At 45.2% G+C, this 18427-nt stretch carries 16 protein-coding genes; 5 read left to right on the top strand and 11 right to left on the bottom strand.

What is annotated here, in order from left to right:
* Window positions 1–214 precede the first annotated feature (214 nt).
* Both QUA40_RS22960 and QUA40_RS22955 read left to right on the top strand, forming a co-directional pair.
* Window positions 215–460 carry a hypothetical protein gene (locus QUA40_RS22960; protein WP_333130128.1) on the top strand — a complete coding sequence of 82 codons (246 nt, stop codon included), beginning with the start codon at window positions 215–217 and terminating at the stop codon, window positions 458–460.
* A 149-nt stretch (window positions 461–609) separates the two neighbouring features.
* Window positions 610–990 (top strand): cupin domain-containing protein, encoded by a 381-nt coding sequence (locus QUA40_RS22955; protein ID WP_445301185.1) that lies wholly within the window; start codon window positions 610–612, stop codon window positions 988–990.
* A 191-nt stretch (window positions 991–1181) separates the two neighbouring features.
* Here QUA40_RS22955 and QUA40_RS22950 read toward each other — a convergent pair whose 3' ends face one another.
* The 6 genes from QUA40_RS22950 to QUA40_RS22925 all read right to left on the bottom strand — a co-directional run bounded on the left by QUA40_RS22950 (window position 1182) and on the right by QUA40_RS22925 (window position 8538).
* A complete protein-coding gene (locus tag QUA40_RS22950; RefSeq protein WP_333130126.1) occupies window positions 1182–1838 on the bottom strand; it encodes a pentapeptide repeat-containing protein in 657 nt (218 codons plus the stop codon).
* A 160-nt stretch (window positions 1839–1998) separates the two neighbouring features.
* A complete protein-coding gene (locus QUA40_RS22945; protein WP_333130124.1) occupies window positions 1999–3648 on the bottom strand; it encodes an ABC transporter substrate-binding protein in 1650 nt (549 codons plus the stop codon).
* A 323-nt stretch (window positions 3649–3971) separates the two neighbouring features.
* A complete protein-coding gene (locus QUA40_RS22940) occupies window positions 3972–5447 on the bottom strand; it encodes an adenylate/guanylate cyclase domain-containing protein (protein WP_333130122.1) in 1476 nt (491 codons plus the stop codon).
* Between the two features lie 70 nt (window positions 5448–5517).
* Window positions 5518–5862, bottom strand: coding sequence for a slr1659 superfamily regulator (locus QUA40_RS22935; protein ID WP_333130120.1), 345 nt, complete (start codon window positions 5860–5862; stop codon window positions 5518–5520).
* A gap of 46 nt (window positions 5863–5908) precedes the next feature.
* Window positions 5909–6523, bottom strand: coding sequence for a DUF6272 family protein (locus QUA40_RS22930; protein ID WP_445301184.1), 615 nt, complete (start codon window positions 6521–6523; stop codon window positions 5909–5911).
* Window positions 6524–6564: 41 nt separating this feature from the next.
* Window positions 6565–8538, bottom strand: coding sequence for a SpoIIE family protein phosphatase (locus QUA40_RS22925; protein WP_333130118.1), 1974 nt, complete (start codon window positions 8536–8538; stop codon window positions 6565–6567).
* 534 nt (window positions 8539–9072) lie between these two features.
* Here QUA40_RS22925 and QUA40_RS22920 point away from each other — a divergent pair.
* Entirely contained in the window at window positions 9073–9657 is a 585-nt protein-coding gene (locus QUA40_RS22920; protein ID WP_333130117.1) for a hypothetical protein, read from the top strand.
* Window positions 9658–9852: 195 nt separating this feature from the next.
* Here the strand turns inward: QUA40_RS22920 and mnmA are convergent, their stop codons facing one another.
* Window positions 9853–10944, bottom strand: coding sequence for a tRNA 2-thiouridine(34) synthase MnmA (mnmA, locus tag QUA40_RS22915; RefSeq protein WP_333130115.1), 1092 nt, complete (start codon window positions 10942–10944; stop codon window positions 9853–9855).
* A 123-nt stretch (window positions 10945–11067) separates the two neighbouring features.
* Between mnmA and QUA40_RS22910 the strand changes: the two genes are divergently transcribed.
* Window positions 11068–12720, top strand: a complete 1653-nt coding sequence (locus tag QUA40_RS22910; RefSeq protein WP_333130113.1) for an NAD(P)H-hydrate dehydratase — start codon at window positions 11068–11070, stop codon at window positions 12718–12720.
* A gap of 299 nt (window positions 12721–13019) precedes the next feature.
* A complete protein-coding gene (locus QUA40_RS22905) occupies window positions 13020–13550 on the top strand; it encodes a peptidoglycan-binding protein (RefSeq protein WP_333130111.1) in 531 nt (176 codons plus the stop codon).
* A 529-nt stretch (window positions 13551–14079) separates the two neighbouring features.
* Here the strand turns inward: QUA40_RS22905 and QUA40_RS22900 are convergent.
* The 4 genes from QUA40_RS22900 to QUA40_RS22885 form a co-directional block, all read right to left on the bottom strand.
* A complete protein-coding gene (locus tag QUA40_RS22900) occupies window positions 14080–14553 on the bottom strand; it encodes a TerB family tellurite resistance protein (protein WP_333097562.1) in 474 nt (157 codons plus the stop codon).
* 93 nt (window positions 14554–14646) lie between these two features.
* Entirely contained in the window at window positions 14647–16572 is a 1926-nt protein-coding gene (locus QUA40_RS22895) for a M61 family metallopeptidase (protein WP_333130109.1), read from the bottom strand.
* Window positions 16569–17249 (bottom strand): Crp/Fnr family transcriptional regulator, encoded by a 681-nt coding sequence (locus QUA40_RS22890; protein ID WP_333130107.1) that lies wholly within the window; start codon window positions 17247–17249, stop codon window positions 16569–16571. The genes QUA40_RS22895 and QUA40_RS22890 overlap by 4 nt, the downstream gene beginning before the upstream one ends.
* 160 nt (window positions 17250–17409) lie before the next feature.
* A complete protein-coding gene (locus QUA40_RS22885) occupies window positions 17410–18294 on the bottom strand; it encodes an inositol monophosphatase family protein (RefSeq protein ID WP_333130104.1) in 885 nt (294 codons plus the stop codon).
* Window positions 18295–18427: the final 133 nt, after the last annotated feature.

Below are 18427 nucleotides of genomic sequence, written 5' to 3'. Positions count from 1 at the left end.
AGATTTAACCACTCAAAAACATTAAACATTTTAGCACTTGATTAGATAAACTTATCACCACAAGTTCTGAAGAGCCATTTTTCACTCCTTTCAAGTCAGTTATATCATACCTCATCTTTTCGATAAATGCTATATTTGCCAAAGTGAGATGCACCCAGTGCGACGCGAGTTGATCCGTGCAGGTAAGTCACCAGGTATTCAACGACTTGATCAATTGAAATTACAACTTACATACCGTCCTTTGACTACAGAGGTAATGCTTTTAGCGACTCAGTTGTGGGCTGATTCGAGAAGGAGAGGAAGACCAACAGCCGAACCTAATTCACTTGACGGGGATGTGATTCTGGGGGCTCAAGCAATATTGGAAGTAAATGCAGGGAATGAAGTGGTGATTGCGACAACAAATGTGGGGCATTTGTCTCAGTTTGTGGATGCTCGCGAAGGGCGATTAATCTCATGAAGCTGGATTCTGGGATAAAAACTCAGGAATAAGCTCGTTAGCGAAGGTTGCAGAAGCCGATCGCACTTACGGACTTACGCACTTACCCCATCCCTGCTATACTTTGAACTACAGATATTTTTACAGACACCGTTGGCGAGATAAACAGCATGGTGGAAACAGTGGACACAATCGAAAAAATTGACGATCGCACACAAACCCGCTACTGGGGTCAAGTTACAGTCATAGACGCGGGCGATCGTTATAAGATCAATCGCATTGAAGTCAAGCCGGGACATCACATCAGCACCCAAATGCACTATCACCGCAGCGAGCACTGGGTTGTCGTCTCCGGTACCGCTAAAGTTATCTGCGACGACAAAGAGACGATTCTCATGCAGAAACAGTCAACCTATGTTCCCATGAATACTGCTCACCGGGTAGAAAATCCAGGCGTTATTCCCCTGGTGATGATTGAAATCCAAAATGGTGAATACCTCGGCGATGATGACATTATCCGCTTCGCCCAAGATGCTCACGAGTCAGATTGATCCTAGATCCCAATAGGAAGTAATCGCAGACGCCAGGGAAAAGCTTCGCACACCGAACAATAACCTACGCAGCGACCGAAAACAAGATAAATCCTACAATTAAAACTATAGGGGCAATTTCAGAATTGCCCCTACCTTATTATATTAAGCTTGTTAAGCACCAGAATTTGATATACCAAGTGGCGATCGTCCTACGGCAAAGAAGCGTTTTTCAAATCTACATTTGCCATATTGGCATTCTTTAAATTAGCACCAGTCAAGTCCGAACCGTTCAAATTAGCACCGTTCAAATTTGCATTGGTCAAATTTGCATCCCGCAAGTTGACTCCCTGTACGTCCATTCCCGACAAGCTTCCGCCTCTGAGGCTGACATTAGCTAAATTCGCTACAGACTGGCGAGCATTTCTCAGGTTCGCACCCGCCAAATTGGCACTTTCTAAATTAGCGCCGATTAAATTAGCGCTGGTGAGGTTGGTATTTTTCAAAGTGGCAATCACTAACCCCGCCAGACTCAGATTAGCCCGGCTCAAATCAGCACCCTCCAAATTAGCCCCGTGCATTTTAGCCCCAATTAAACTCGCACCTTGCAATTTAGCTTGTTTCAGATTTGCTTCGGTCAGTTTGGCGTCGTCCAAATTTGCACCATTTAAATTTGCACCGCTCAGGTTCGCACCGCTCAAATCTGCCCCGCTCAGATTAATATCAGCAAGCTGCGCTCCTGTCAAGTCACATTGGCTACATTTTTTAGTTTCTAATAATTGCTTGACTTGTGATACGTTTTCTGCATTTACTCCGGAGGCACAACCCATCACAATTAGCAGCCCTGTTGTTAAAATCCCAAGTTTCATATACCCACCCTCAGCAATATCTCTCTTTAATAATATCCCACATTATTAAAGAGGTTAGGGTGATCAGTCTCTTTGATAAACTGTGACAATCATCACCCTATTGTGTACAAAATATGCAATAATTATTGACGTTTCAACTCCCGGAAACTCTTGTAAAGAATTATTGCTTTTTCAGGAACCAAAAAGGAAAAGATTGCGTTGGTTCGAGACGGACGCCGGAGATGCTGTTCTGAGCAAATGTATAGTCCTTATCCTGCCAAAGAGGGATGAAAGGTACATCTTGACCAAGTATGTCTTGAATTTCGGCAAACAAAGCTTTGCGGGTTTCAGGATTTGTTTCTTTGCGCTCCTTGTCGATCAGTTGATTTACCCGATCGCTATAATAAAACGAACCCTGACCTTGACTTTGACCCTTGGAGCAGCCCTCAGCCTCGGAACCCGTGGCACAATCTAAAAACGGCTGGATGTAATTGTCAGCGTCAAAAAAGTCTGCCGACCAATCTACTAAAACCGCAGGATAAATTCCCTTCTCTATGTTTTGAAACAAAGTCGGAGATTCAACGCTGTTAATTTCTACCTGCATTATCCCGTCCATTTTGAGTTTAGCTTGCGCCTCCATCATACTCACCACTAAAGCTCGTTTTGTGGAAGATGAAGCATACCAAATTGGCAGAACGAAAGGATTTTTAGCTGAGTATCCCGCTTTCGTTAAAAGTTCCTTAGCCTTTGTCGTGTTGGCATCGCCGTACAGATCTTTAAAAACAGGTTTTTGAACGTCGAAGGTTGTGGGAATCAGACTGTAAAGAGGTTGTGCTTGTCCCCGCAGTACGCGCTCATTAATCAGGGGGCGATCCATGACTGCTGCGATGGCCTGTCTGACTTCTAACTTGTCCAGCGGTTTAGACTTGGTATTCAGCGTCAGGTAATTAACCGTACTGCTTTCCCCCGCGATTTCCTGCCATTTCCCTTTTTTTGCTCCCTCGTCTAAGCTTTGAACTTGGTCTGCATCCAGAGACAAATAAGCCACATCGACTGCACCCGTCTGAAAAGTATTGAACAAATTTGAGGAACTAGAAAGCAGCAAAATATCAATTCCTTGATTAACCGGCTTTTCCCCCCAATACTTGTCAAACAAGTCAAACTTGAGAGAATCGCTGCCGTACTTCGCCAGCTTGTAACGTCCAGTTCCCACAAACGTATCGGGTTTAAATTTACCCTGTCCTATCTCGTAAGCTTTCGGAGAAACAGCACACATACCGGAAAATGTCAACAGGGAAGTAAAAGCAGAAAAAGGCTTTTTGAGTTTAAAAGTTAATTCGTATTCGCCCGTGGCTTTCACCGATTCTACTGCATCACTCAACAACATAGCCGGACTGCCACCATTTTTGATAAACCGCTGCAAGGAAAATTCCATTGCTGCGGCGTTAAACGGTGTGTCGTCGTGAAAAATAACTCCTTGACGCAAGGGGACTGTATATGTCAATCCGTCTTGGCTAACTTTTGGCATTGCTGTCGCTAAGTGGGGGATTAACTTTGTAGTTCCCGACTCGTAGGTGTAGAGAGTGTCGCCCAAATTTCGCAGCAATTGTCCTGATAAGGTTTCGTAACCGTCCGCAGGGTCGAGCGTCCGCAATTTCAAGGTTGTGCCAATAGTAACGCGGTTATTAGCATTTTCGCCGCTCGCATTCACCGATCGATTAGTCCTCTGTCCACAACTTGCAGTTAACAAGCAGCACATAAAGAACAAAGCTATAGCTTTAATGACTGAAGGTTTTATATATATTCTAGGCGGCTGCTTATTGATTCTCATCGTCGTTTTTTGACACTCTAAATTACTCATTATATTATCACAGCACTCCGGAGAGTTTCAGGGTTTACTCATGGATGGGCTAGAAACTTGGTTTTTCGCCAACATCCTAAGTTTATTAACGACCAATATAGTCAGAAACCGGATTGATTTCTGAGGTCGCGAGTGCGATCGCCTCCCCTTACATTTTGAGTTCCTAGTCTGAAACTCTTGGTTTTCCCATATCCTATGCCTCGGCAAGGGTTGCCCTGATACTGAGCGCATTCAAACCGCCATTCTAGGGTTGCTAATCAAAAACAGTCCGAGATGTTGACTAAGGAATTGCTTTAAATTCCTTTGAGGAGCGATCGCCAATCCCGACAGCGTTTCAGGTAAATGCGAGCTACCTGATCGCTGGGATTTGTCCGCAAGCACTCTTCAAATAATTTTCCCGCTTCTCGGAAGTCCTTGCGCTCGCACAGTAACATAGCTTCATTATATAGAGGCAAATTTGCTAGCTTTGCCGACAGAATTTCCGGCGGATCTGCATCAAATACCTCATAGACTACGACATATTGAGATTTTCCTTTTACCTGTACTTTATCCACAATCCTAATAGCATAATCGTTCGGATTTCGCAACAGTTCCAAAGTCTGCTGAGAAATTAACAGAGGTACGCCGTAATCTTTGGTCAATCCTTCAATGCGAGATGCTAAATTAACAGCATCGCTAATCACAGTGCTGTCCATTCGGCTTTGACCCCCGACTGTCCCCAGCATTAAAGAACCCGAATTGATGCCAATGCCAATTTGAATCGGGACGTAGCCGACACCTTGACGGTCTTCGTTGTAAGTTTTCAGGATATTTAGCATTGCAATACCCGCTTTCACTGCATCATCCGCAAAGTCACTGAACAAAGCCATAATTGCATCGCCTATGTACTTGTCAATAAACCCGTTAGTGCTAGTAATGGCAGGCTCCATCCGCGAAAGATAAGCATTGATAAATTTAAAATTTTCTTGGGGAGTCATAGTTTCTGAAAGCGTTGTAAAATCGCGAATATCCGAAAATAGCACCGACATTTCCTGCTGGACTTGGTCGCCTAAATGGACATCTATAATACTTTCATATCCCAACAAATTTAGAAATTGGTGAGGCACAAATCTACCGTAGGCATCAGTTAAATCTGATTCGGCATCCAGGGATTTTTCTAAATTTTGATTAAGGTCAAATAGTTTCTTAATAAATAAATGGCGATCGACTTCAGCTTCTTTGCGTTCCGTGATATCTTGAAAAACTGCGATCGCAAAAGCAACTTGGCCAGCCTCGTCAAAAATTGGTGTTCCCCAAATTTCAAGGGGAACTTTCTTGTGGGGTTGATGAATTTCCAGATCCTCAGCCGTCGCGTTTTCGCCCCTCAAAGCTCGGACGATAGGCAAATTATCGAAAGGGTAAATAGTCTCAGTTCCTGCAATATAAATTTGATAACTTTCTGACACATCCTCAACTGAATTTAAGGACAAAACTCCTTGACCGAGTAACTGCTGTCCGGCGTGATTTACGTAGTAAGGTCTGCCTTGAGAATCCAGCACGAGTACACCTATGGGAATCGCTTCGAGAAATTGAGCCAGCTTGATTTCACCTTCGCGCACCGCCTCGAATGCGCGAGATCGCAACTCAGTTTCAACCGTATCGGAATGTTCAGCAGTAGTTTCCAGCAAGATTTCCAGATCCGCTTTTTCCTCCTTCAAGTCTTCCACTTGCTGGCGCAATCTTTCTATCTCTAAAAGTAGCTGTTCTCTAGATGGTTGTTCTTCTAGCATAACTCGAGAATTTGCGCCTCGACTAACAAAAAATTGCTTAACAGCTCGCACCCTAAAAGTAATCGTGTTTCTATACAAATTCCAACTGTAAAGCCGGCATCAGGCGCTGGAAATTCTTCAAAGATTTACCTTGCCAAGCTATGCTTTGAGAGCCTTGCACCGCGATTTCCACCCTGGCTGTTTTGCGGATATCGATAATAAACTTTGATAGCATATTGATGCCAGAACTGTTCAAAAATTCTAACTGCTGCAAATTGAGGGTAATTTTCGTCGGTTCCACGTCGGCAACCTTCGTCAGCAACTGCGCTATCGGCGTGTACTCTGCAGGCCCGCTCAGCCTTAGAGATCCAATAAAACTCACGGTTGCCGTTGCTGGATCGTAACAGATCTGGTAATCTTGTGTATTAATTTCCATAGCCACCAAAAAAAGTCCCTTAGATATTATTGATCGCCAGCGTTGCTTATACTGTTAATTGCACCATAGTTGTCACCGCAATTACTTCTGGGTCTTTGTGAACGGTCTGGAATTTCCAGCCAAGTTTGGCGGTATAATCGGTGAGCATGGTCAACAAACCCAATCCTGAATTGGTACAGCTTTCGTCCGCAGCATTTTTTTCCAGGCGCTGAATGTAAAGTTCGCTTGGCTCCGAGGCCAGCAACTGCTGAATATAAGCCTGAAACTTGTCCACAGCTTGCGGAGAGATGCTGTTAGCAACTGAGAAAATCACTCCGTCGCTCTCTAATTGCAGTTTAATATCGATCGGGTAGTCCGAGGTTTCATCATTAAACTTCATGGCATTTTCTAATAACTCGTTGGCAATGTAGCTAACAGCGCTTTTTATTTCAGCTTGTCTTTCAATTGTCGCGGGATCATCTTGGTTGCCCGGAAAAAATGTCGTCAGGTAGTCAGCCAGAAAATCCGCCGACAAACCGTTGTTCCGCCACCGCTGCTTGAGAGGAACCGAACTCGGAGAAAATCCAATTATTAAGTATTCTTGGGTAGCAGGCTGCTCAATGAAATCGCCGAAAGTCTGAGTCATATCTATGTGAGAGCTAAAGTTTGAGATGAGGGGCATCACTGAATATATTTTAAACTTTAGAAGAGATATCCAAGTAGTTATTTTTGTTTGAGTACCAGCAAGGTGATGTCATCAAAAACTTTTTGTTCGCCGATGTGCGATCGCACGTCCTTAATTACAGCGTGCCTGATTTCGGCAGCCGAACGCTGCCAATTAACCTCTATTACCTCAATTAACCTATCTAAACCATAAAGCACTTTATCCATATTTTCCGCTTCCGTAATCCCGTCAGTGTACAGCACAACCACATCCCCTGAATACAACTGCACACTTTTTTCAGCAACAAATTCAGCAATATCTGCATCCAGCCCGATCGGGAAACCCAAATCGATCGTATCAAACCGCTCTACACAACCGTTACACCGCACAACAATCATTTCTTCGTGCTGACCGCTCAATTTCAGCATTCCCTGCTGATAGTCTAGCAAAGCAAGGGTGGCGTTTTTATCGCAGCTCATGCGCTGCACATTATCGTAAATTACACTGTTAATAGCGCTTAAAAACTTAACCGGATCAGGTTCATTGTAGGCGAGCAAAGTTCGGACTGCCGTTTGAACCATAATCATTAAAACGCCGCTCTCCAATCCGTGTCCCGTCACATCGCCAATGCCAATTTTCACTCTACCTTTGTGCTGGAGTACATCGTAATAGTCGCCGCCTACTTCCTCAGCAGCTTCCATAAATCCAGCAATATCTAAGCCCACAACTTCATTGAGTTCTCGCTCTTTTGGCAGCAGCATCTGCTGAATTTTGCGAGTAACGTCTAGTTCGGCGCTCATTCGCATATTTTCAGCTTTTAGGCGATCGTTGAGAACAGTAATTTCTTGATTTGCACCCACTAAGGCATCAGCAATTTTGTTGAAAGCACCCACAACTTGCCCTAGTTCATCTCTGTTATCCAAAATAATTTTGTGGGCAAAATTGCCGCTGGCCATCTTTTTGGCAGATTCTTCAAGGACAAATACAGTTTGCATAACGGTCATGTAAAAAGAGAAAAATAGATAAATAACAAGGGCTAATATTATTAATACTAAAAGACTAATTCCTCGTCTCCTATTAACAAAAATGTCAATTCTGTATTGTAGCAAATAGTCTAACTCATTGACAGTTTTATCCCAAAGTTTAAAGCTTGAATTCAAGGCCCAATTACTGCCATTGATATAGTCATAAGATTTTATTCCTACAGTTTCATATATCGTTTGATCGAGTTGCTTGGTTAGCTGCTCAACCATCCAGTTAAAAAAATTTAAATCCTGTGTTAATTTCCCTCGCAGCTCGCCGTGATGATTATTGCTAAAAGCTACCTCCATATTAATTGCCAAATCCTCATTAATTTCTCTCAATTTGCTCGACAAAGTAATTAATTGCGCTCTTTCCTCTGGTGTGGCATCTGAACGCAGGCTAATTTTTTGAGAAATGAGCCTAATCTCTGACAAGATTTTTTGCATCTCTGGAAGCTTCAGCAAAGTAGCATTCATCAAATAATAGGTATCCAAATCTGGGTCGGAAATTAAATTGGAAGTATTGCCGACGCGAGCGCTTAGTCTATTAATGTCGGCAGCTAAACGTTGATATACAAAATCGTAAGTTGCTACGCTCCACTGGCTGCGGCGAAGTTTGAAGTATTGCCAATCTTTATAAATTTTATTAAATTTTTCACTGGACATTAATATGTTTCCAAGCTGGCGATCTGTATTAGCCAGGGATTGAAAGTTCGCATCCATCTTAGCTTCTAAATCTGCTCTCGTATCTGGTAGGCTTAAATTTGTATTTAAAGGCTGATAATTTAAGAGTTGAAGTTTCGGTATGTATTCCCTCAACTGGCGCAGTGGGCGCAGGTATTGATTACCGTAGATTTCTTTTTGGGAAAAATCAACCCTGCTGTTAATTTCGGAAATCAGCAGGTACATGACCAAGGTTAACGGTATTGCAAATAGAAAACCGATTAAGGTAAATTTTTGAGGATAGCTCAGCCGATTCATTAAATGGATTCCCAAAGATTTTATGTTCATAATCTATAGATTTCAACAATATTGTACTAAAAAAGTAGCGAGCCTACTTTTTTAGTTTCGGGGAAGATCGCTCTAGAAAACCACAATGCGAATACAATTAATCAGCGATAGCTGATTTAATTTCTAAGGCGTTTTCGTCCTGTTGCAACAAATTTTGTGGCATCCCTGTGATATCCTTGGCTCAGCTCGCTTCCCACAGTCTAAAACACGTTGAGCAGTTTTGGAACAAAGAATAGTAATTTGTACTGGAATTGGGGGGCAGGATTAGAGGCTTTTAAGAATATTTACTTAAGCATAAATTTTTCTTAATACCCTGAGACAAAAAGTAAAAATTAAGTAATAACTGGGTAGTGCAAGTTTCCTGAAGCACAACTGCCGGCAGCGAGTAGGAAATACTTGCGCCGCACCAGCAACCAGCAGTCAAGTCGGTTCTTCACAAAGGAACCAATGGCACCAGCAATAGTGTCTAAATAAGTATCTGCAGTTGAGTGTTCAGGAGCGATCGCGCATTGTGTAAAGTGAGGCAGAGGGCGTATGATGGAAAGAATCTCCAAAAATAAATTTCAAAAGAATAAAACCCGAGACCAAAAGCAGCCCAACCCTGTAATCTTGGCTTTGGTGCTGACAGGAATTCTAGTATGGGAAATGTATCCGGCGCTAAGACACACCGCTGCGGCTAAGGCGGGCGCTCTCAAAGATTCCCTTGCCCCGTTGGAAAAGCAACAGCAGCAAACCGCGCAGCAATTTTCCTCAGCAGCGATGCCCCAAAAAATCAGCTATTCGGTATTGGCACTTAATACTCTAATTTCCGAACCGGGCAATTTGGCCGAGGCTACGCGCCAAAATCCCCCAAACAAATTACCCGAAACCGTAGCAGCAGCAGTTCGCCGAGAGTTGTCGGACTCCACTGGCATTGCTGCTGACAAATTGAAAGTAACTGAATCGAGCGGACAAAGTTGGCCGAATACTTGTTTAGGACTCTCGAAAGCGGATGAAATTTGCGGTCAAATGATTGTCGAAGGTTGGCGGGTTGTGGTTTCTGATGGTAGGCAAACTTGGGTTTACCGTACTAATGCTAGGGGAAATATCTTGCGTTTGGAAAAAAAGTTAGCTAGGTAAATGTACCCCTGTGAAATGAAATATAAGTTTCCTTTTGGAACAGGCAAGATGCCTGTTCCACAAAGAGTGAATTTTTTTGTGGGTGGTTTCTTGTGGGGTGAGCTTCTGGGAACAGGCAAGATGCCTGTTCCACAAAGAGTGAGTTTTTTTGTGGGTGGTTTCTTGTGGGCCGTTGCTCCTAGCCCGCCCCTTGCTTTAATTTGGGAGTTGGTTTCTTTCGATGATGCCGCCGCCCAATAGCACGTCTCCGTCATACCAAACAGCCGCTTGTCCGGGGGTAATGCTCAACTGGGGTTCGTCAAAAATCAACTTAACTCTTGTACCGCCGACTTTTTCCTCTGCTTGGGAGGATTCTACAGGAATAATTGTAGCCGGGACGGGTTGCGATCGATATCGAATCTGTACCTGAGCCCGAATCGGAGCCATCGGCTCCGCCACAGAAACCCAATTCACTTTTTGGACTGTACATTCAGATTCTACTGCCAACTGTCGATCGCCCACAATTACCCGATTGCCAGCAGCATCAAGTTCAATCACGTACAGCGGTTCCGCTGCCGCAATCCCAAGTCCCTTCCGCTGGCCGATGGTGTAGTGGTGCACGCCGTCATGCTGTCCGAGCACTCGCCCTGACTTGTCCACAATGTCACCCTTTTGCGGCGCAATGTACTTATCCAGAAAAGCCCGCATCGAACCGTTACTTTCCACCAAGCACAAATCCTGACTTTCCGGCTTATCAGCAGTTGTCAAGCCAAATTCCGCCGCAATTCTGCGAGTTTCTGTCTTGGTAATTTCCCCCAAAGGAAACTCCGTACCCGCCAACAAATCCTGTGTTAAATCATACAAGAAATAAGACTGATCTTTCGCAGGGTCGATCGCCCGCAGCAACTGATAGCGACCAGTAGCAGCATCGTAAGTAATCCTAGCGTAGTGGCCTGTAGCGATTTTTTCAATTCCGAGTTCTTCGCGAGCATACTTAAGCATTGGCCCGAACTTCACAGTTTTATTGCACTGCGAACAAGGCAAAGGCGTAACTCCTGCACTGTAACCCTCCACCAAATAATCGACAATACTTGCCTGAAAGACCTCGCGGCTGTCAACAATGTGGTGGGGAACGCCCAAATCTTCGCAAATTTTAGCTGCATCGACCATTCCCTCAGAGCAGCACTGACCTTTGCCCTTCATCAACCACAGCGTTAAACCCACCACTTCATATCCCTGATGGTGTAAAATTGCGGCTGCTGCGGAACTATCGACCCCGCCGGAGAGGCCTACAACAATCTTGTTCATGGTTGGAGAGAAATTGCTATTTTACTGTTACTTTGTTCGATCGAGCTAATTTATTGTAGCACTAAAATACTACAAACGGCCACTGCTGCTGTTAGCTGAAAGCTTACCACCACTGTAATCGAAATGACTATTCAAAAATTTGTTGTTACCGCCGACCAAATGCGGCAAATAGAAACGAGAATCTTTGCTGCTGGAATGCCAGTCGCAGCTTTAATGGAAAAAGTCGCGGGACTGATTGCTAGACGCATTCAGCAGCTTTTGAAGGTGGAAGGAAGTTCAGCAAATAGCAGTGTCCGGGATTTAACGGATAGAAGGAAAACGGAAGAAGGGAAAAATCTTGTTAATTCTCAATTGCCAGTTATCGGCGTATTGGTTGGGCCGGGACACAACGGTGGCGATGCTTTGGTTGTTGCCCGCGAATTGCAATTTCAAGGCTTCCAAGTAGTTATTTACTGCCCGTTTTCTAAACTCAAAGAACTAACTAAAACTCACGCTGATTATGCGCGTTATTTAAAGATTCCATTTGTGGAGAAAATTGAACAGCTAAAAAACTGCCATTTGCTCGTAGATGGTTTATTTGGATTTGGATTAGAACGAGAAATTATTAACGCCACTGCCGCCACGATTGACGAAATAAATAATTTAAATATACCCATTTTAAGTATAGACATTCCATCGGGAATTCATACAGATACAGGAGAAGTTTTGGGTACGGCAATTCGTGCCAAACATACATTATGTTTGGGTTTGTGGAAAATGGCATTTCTGCAAGACAGAGCGTTAGAATATATCGGCAGTTCAGAATTAATTGATTTTGATATTCCCGCACCAGATATTGCAGCAATATTGGGTGAAATGCCAGCTATACAACGCATTACAAAAGCATGGGCAACTCAGCATTTGCCCTTACCCCGATCGCCAATTTCGCACAAATACACCAACGGTCATTTACTAATTATTGCAGGTTCCCGCCGCTACAGCGGAGCCGCAATTTTGTCTGCATTGGGAGCAAGAGCTAGCGGCGTGGGAATGCTGTCAATCGCTGTTCCTGAGTCGATAAAACCGATGTTGAGCAGTCAGTTGCCAGAGGCATTAGTTATAGGATGTCCAGAAACCCAAAGCGGTGCAATTAGCGAGTTGCCAGTAGCAATTGATTTGAGCGTCTATGATGCGATCGCCGCAGGGCCAGGTCTGACATTGGAAGCGGCAATAGCTGTAGAATCTGTACTGGAGAGCGATCGACCTCTGATGTTAGATGCTGACGGTTTAAATATCCTCGCTCAACTCGGCACAGTCCCGATTTTGTCCGAACGCTGTGCACTGACAATTATCACGCCTCACCCGGGCGAATTCAAGCGTTTATTTCCCGAATTAGCCGACGAAACCGGCGACGATCGAATTGCCGCAACTCAAGCAGCAGCTCAGCTTTGTGGTGCAACGGTATTGCTCAAAGGAGCCAGAGTTTGCATAAGTTGGAAGGAGGAGGGCGATTCCCTACGGGATAGCTACGCTTCACCTACCCTCACCTACCTCAATCCCGAAAGCACCCCAGCCCTCGCCAGAGGCGGCAGTGGCGACGTTCTCACAGGCTTGTTAGGGGGACTATTAGCAAGTGCGATCGCCCGCAAATCCCCCCCCCAATCAGTTGCTGCCACAGCAGCTTGGTGGCACGCTCAAGCCGGAATCATGGCTGCCAAAGAACGGACGGAATTAGGAGTAGATGCCTTTACTTTGACACAGTATTTAATCCCAACATTGCGAGAATTTGCTGAGTAAACAATCAACATGAGTTGGTAGGGCGCGTACCCAGCATCTTTGTATTTGGTAGGTGGGCACCGCGCACCTTGGCATTTTGTAGGGTGTGCACCCCGCACCTTACCCCTTGGTTTGTATTGACAACGGAAGTCCTCATAAAAATATTACAACTTGCATTCCTTACGACAAACCAACGGGTAACTCAAACGAGTGACACTCACATAAGTGACACTCGAAAAAGTGACTGTGCATCCACAAATTCCACCAGTTATACCTGAAATATCAAACACCAAAGCTTAAATATTGAGAGGAACCACATTATGTACACCGAAGAAAGAAGCTTGAACAATGAAACTATGGCTCTCGTCGCCGATACTACTGCTCAATCAACTCTTGCATTTGCTGCAACCACTGGAGTAAACAAACCCACTTTACAAATGGGTTCAACAGGTCAAGCTGTCAAGGAACTACAACAGCTTCTATATCATTGGGCATATTATTTCGGGCCGATTGACGGTATTTTCGGCGTCCAAGTTGAAAACGCCGTCAAAGGCTATCAACACCGCGTCTTTTTAAAAGAAGATGGGATTGTCGGCCCTATCACTTGGGAAGCACTATACTCTGGTGCACCTGTGAATATGCCGATCGTCATGAAGGGCAGTTCTGGTAATGCTGTTAAAATTGTTCAGAATGTCTTGAAAATCAATGGATACTATTTTGGCTTCATTGACGGATCCTTCGGGACGATGACAGATGTAGCAGTGCGACAATTGCAAATTAGTATGGCTTTACCGCAAGATGGAATTGTCGGCTACAGAACTTGGCACGCCCTCAGCAAGTTGCCGCACTAATGACGGGTTGGATTCACTTTCAGTGATATCGCCCAAAATCCGTAGATAAATTAGGGATTTAGGCAAAGCAAAAATCCCTAATTTTCCTTAAGGGGAAGGCAGCGCGCGCGAAGGGGCGGCAATTCTGTTACCGTTCCCGGCGATTAAAAATATTCTTAAATATGCTATGTTTTTTTGTTAGTATATCCTAGAAAATTGGGAGTCATTCGATTTAAGATTTTAAATTTTAGATTTTGTATTGACCCCACGCATAAATTAGGGGGCTTGAGGATTTTAGATTTTGGATTGATTCGACGGAGAAATTAGGGGGCTTGTACCATCAAGAAATTTTTGGTCACAATCGGGTTTATTTCCCTTCTGATTTAGTTGTAAATAGTTGCACTCAGAAAATTATTATTATTCCGATACTTACCTAACAAGACTTAGGCATGGGGGGCTTATTCCCGGTTTATACGAAAATTTCCAGGTTGAGTAACGAGAAATCTAGGAATCAACCGGGTTTTTAAGCCAAGCGCGCGCAAGTCCCGAACTAGCCTTTGATGAACTTTTCTAATTTGTGAGCCATCTTCTCTATAATTCCCTCTGAAGTATCTGCAGCCGATGATTCAGCTTCAATACGCTTGACCACATCCTCTGAAAGATTCAGCAACTGCACTAATTTTTGATAAGCTGCGGCTTCTTCAGCGTTAATTTTGGGTTCATCGGGAGTGCGAGAACTAGAAGAAATCACTTCATAGCCGAGTTGCAAGACTAATTCCTTTTCATCTTGAGTTTCTAGTTGACCGATCAACTCGTCAAGGGGGATATTTTGCATGATGTAATCCCGCAGTTCTTGTTGCATTTGTTGTCCGTCGGTATCTGGGGCAAACAAACGACAAAAGCGATCGAGCATTAAATTAACTTCTTCTGTGGCGAGTTCGCCGTCAGCCCAGGCCATAGAAGTAACAATCCTCAGCAGATTCATCTGGCGGGGCGTAATTGATGGAGGAGGTGGGGTTTGCATAATCAAAATTGGTAATTGGTAATTGCGAATTGGGAATTGGGAATTGATCCTGATTCCTTCTTGTCTTTTGTTTCCCGTTCCCTTTTATTTATGTCACAATTTTGATAGAGGAACTCCCAGCCATCCAGTAAAGTTTTGTTTCTGAATAGCGGTGGGCTGTTCCACCGGCACGATCGAGTAGCGGCCAGGGCGGGGCGGCGCGAGAGTCACACGACGAGTCCGCAGTTCGTCTTGGTGAAAAACTGTCACCTCTATTGTGTCCCCCGGCTGATAATCTTTAAGCCTCTCGCCCGCTTGTTCTGAATTTACCCGAAAACCTTCGATCGCCAGCAACTCGTCTCCAGCGTCAATTCCCGCCAATTGTGCCGGAGAGCCTATTTCGACAAATTTAACCATTTCCCGCCCGTTTTCGGCTCCCAACGTCCAACCGATGCGAGGCGTTCGGTCAGTTTCATCTACCCCTATTTGCAGCCCAAAAGGTTCGAGATATTTGTTGTAAGGCAACTCTTCTGTGCCGTCTATATAGCGCGCAAAAAAGTCGCTCAAATCGATGCCGGCGACGGACTCGATCGCACTTTGCAACTCTTCGGGAGTAAAGCCTATTTCTGCTGGCAGCGAAGGAGAATTTAACTGTCCGTTTGAGGTTAAATGCGCCGATTTGCCGCCTGTTCCCGACTTCAGGTCTAAATCGCCGTTTTCCGCCGAATTAGCATTGCCAAACTGCTGCCACATCAAACGCATCACATCGTCGAGCGAGCGATCGTTGCCGTGTCTGGCTCGAATCAACAAATCGAGCAAGAACGAAACAACTTCCCCTTTCAAGTAATAGGAAATCTGCGAATTATCGCTGTTAGCATCCCGGCGATAAAGTTTAATCCAAGCATCCCAGCTCGACTCGCTCAGAGGCTGCACGCTCCGCCCCGGAGTCGTCTGCAAGCGAGTAATTTCCTTAGCCATACCTTGGAAAAAACCTTTCACGCTGTAGAGACCAGCTCGAAAAGGAATCACCAAATCGTAATAACTGGTAGTGCCTTCAGAGAACCATAAAGAAGGAGTGTAATTCTCTTTTTCGTAGTCAAATACTTCGAGAGCTTTCGGTCGAATGCGCTTGACATTCCACAGGTGAAAAAACTCGTGAGCTACCAACTGAATAAAGCGTTCGTACTTTTCCTTAGCCCGAAAACCAAAACGCGGATAGTTGAGAGTGCAGCTCTCCTTGTGTTCCAAACCACCAAAACCCGAGCCGGACAAATGCAGGAAAAACACATAGCGTTCGTAAGGCAAACCGCCGAACATTTTTGCCTCGACTTCGATAACTTTTTGGATGTCTCGAATCGCCCGCTCGGGTTCTAAATTGCCTTTTCCCCAAACAACTACCTGGTGGGGTTTTCCCATCACTTCAAACTCGTACACTTCGTGATAGCCAATCTCAAAAGGACTGTCTACGAGAGTGTCAAAATCCGCAGCAGCGAAAGTAAGATTTTGGCCAGAAACAGGCGGCAAAGTAGTAACGGTGCGCCATTCCGGCTGAGGCGGCACAACTGTCACGGTGTAGCAGTTGCGCTCAAAACCGGGCAAGAAAAAGCACAAAGCCGCTGGATTGAAATAACCGTGGGTCGAGTCTAAATGATTGGTTCGCACTGTCAGTTCGTTGGCAAAAATGCGGTAGCGAACCGTGATATCTGACACCGAATCGGTCTCGATTTGCCAGTGATTTTTGCTTTTCTTTCGCCAAGGTAAAGCACGCGCGGCGTAGCTATCCCGCAGGGAATCGCCCGCCTGGCAGCTAAAATCTTGCAGGTGGCGGGCGTACTCTCGAACCAAGTAAGAACCGGGAGTCCAGACAGGCATTTTTAAATCCAGAACCGGCTCCGACCAACCTTCCACGCGCAAAGTCACTTCAAACAGGTGGGATTCAGGATTGGGCATCGCCACCGAATATTGAATTGTCGGTGCTGTTAGTTGGCCTTGACGGTTGCCGGCAGCCGACGAGGTATCCAAAGAAGTAACATCAGTCATTGACTTGCCAAATTAATCAAGTGCTTGAGGTTGATCAAATGGATAGTTTGGTGGTCGGGATCGATTTTAATCCAACCTTTACTATCGAGTTTTTCCATAATTTTGCTGGTTTCATCTAAGGTGATATCTGTCACATCAGCTAAGTCTTCATAGGGGATATTGAAGATATCTTTGCCCTCAGCAGTTTTCTGACCGTAGTTTTCTCCCAGCTCGACTAAAGTATTTGCTAGTTTAACCGCTGGCTGGCGGTTTCGGAGTTGATAGCGGAGATTAGTTTGGCGGAGCCGCCGCACCATCAGTTGCAGCATCCGGTGGTGCAATTGCGGGTCTTTAAACAGGGTTTGGATAAATCGCTGAGCTGTGACGCTGAGCAGCCGCACTGACGATAGAGCAAGTACATCATTTGATCGGGGAGATTCGTCAAGAATTGCCATTTCGCCGAAGAACGCACCCCGTCCTAAAATAGCCATTGATACAGCTCGATCGTTTGACAAGCGGCGAACTTTTACCCAGCCAGACACGACAAAGTAAATCGCGTTGCCCCAAGAATCCTCCATCACCACAGCTCGGCCCGGGGGATACTCATGCTTGACGGCATTTGATAGCAGCCCTCCCAAGGTTTCTGGGTTAGCACCCTTAAATAGAGGAAATAGCTCACTGAAAGCTTCTGTCTTCATGCAAACTCGCGGAGGTGGGAAATATGATTAGGCGACACCCAACAGCTAGGGAACGATCGATGTTTGGGAACACAAACAATCCGTTGCTCCTTTAATTGATGATAAGGGTGCAGAGGCCCGCTTCACGTAAAATTGGCAGATTCTTTAATCTTAAACGGGTTTACAAGCCTGCCACTGCCTGTTGAACTTTACCCAACAGAGGTTCTATGTATTCCGGCCAGCCGATCGCGATTGACTGAGTATGGGCTAGAGTCTCCGGCTCGATCGCGTCTGGAGTCCACCTCAGCGCTTGACCTTGCAAGTCGCAACAAATTAATCCGCCTGCTAGAGCTAGAGCCACAGGGCCGACAGTATCCCACACTTTAACTCTGCCGTTGAAATACAGATACAAACCGGCCCGACCTTCTAGGATTTCCATAACTTTTAAGCCAAAGCTACCCAGCGAGTAAAATTCCGCTCCCGGGATGCTTTGGGCGATCGCCCGGGCGTAGTTTTTCTGGTCTGTGTCGCCGAGAATAATTTTACACTTTTCCGCTGTTGGAGCCGGAGGTTTGCAAAGTGCCATCGGCTGCGGCGCTTGGGCTCCTGTAGTTTGGAATAATCCCCAATCTTTGCCGCCGAAATACATTTGGTCAAAAGCCGGCGCGTAGATCCAACCGGCGACCGGTTCCCCCTCCCGCAGCAGCCCTATCATCGAAGCGTAGTGCTGTTTTCCCTGAATAAATCCCTCCGTCCCGTCCAGCGGATCGATGCACCAGAGGCGCTGGTAATTTGCCCGATAAGCTGCTGTAGAGGCGACATTTTCCTCGGTAATCGTGCCGTCTTCAGGAAACAAAGCGCTAAATGCTGCCGATAGTTGTCGGTCTAGGTATTGATCTATACTTGTCACGTAGTCGTTGGGCCCTTTCTCGGAAACTTCAAAAGGTTCGGCTGCGAGCTTGTAAGCTTGTTGACCGCACTCGCGCAAGGTGTGACGAATTTTTTGGTCTTGTTCTGGAGAAATATACATGAGGTTAAAAATAAATGCTTCAGCTAACTTCAGCATAAAAGCTTAAGTCCTTTAAATCGATCGATCAACCCTTGTCACTGTTTTTGACTCCTACCATTGGTGACAAGTTAAGAAGAGCGATAGAAAGTCAAGAGGGACTTTCTTAACAAGCTCAAACGTGTGAAACTCA

Origin of the sequence: Microcoleus sp. Pol11C3, from assembly GCF_036701485.1 — a bacterium.
Classification (GTDB): domain Bacteria; phylum Cyanobacteriota; class Cyanobacteriia; order Cyanobacteriales; family Microcoleaceae; genus Microcoleus.
This window is presented reverse-complemented; position numbering and strand designations above follow the sequence as displayed.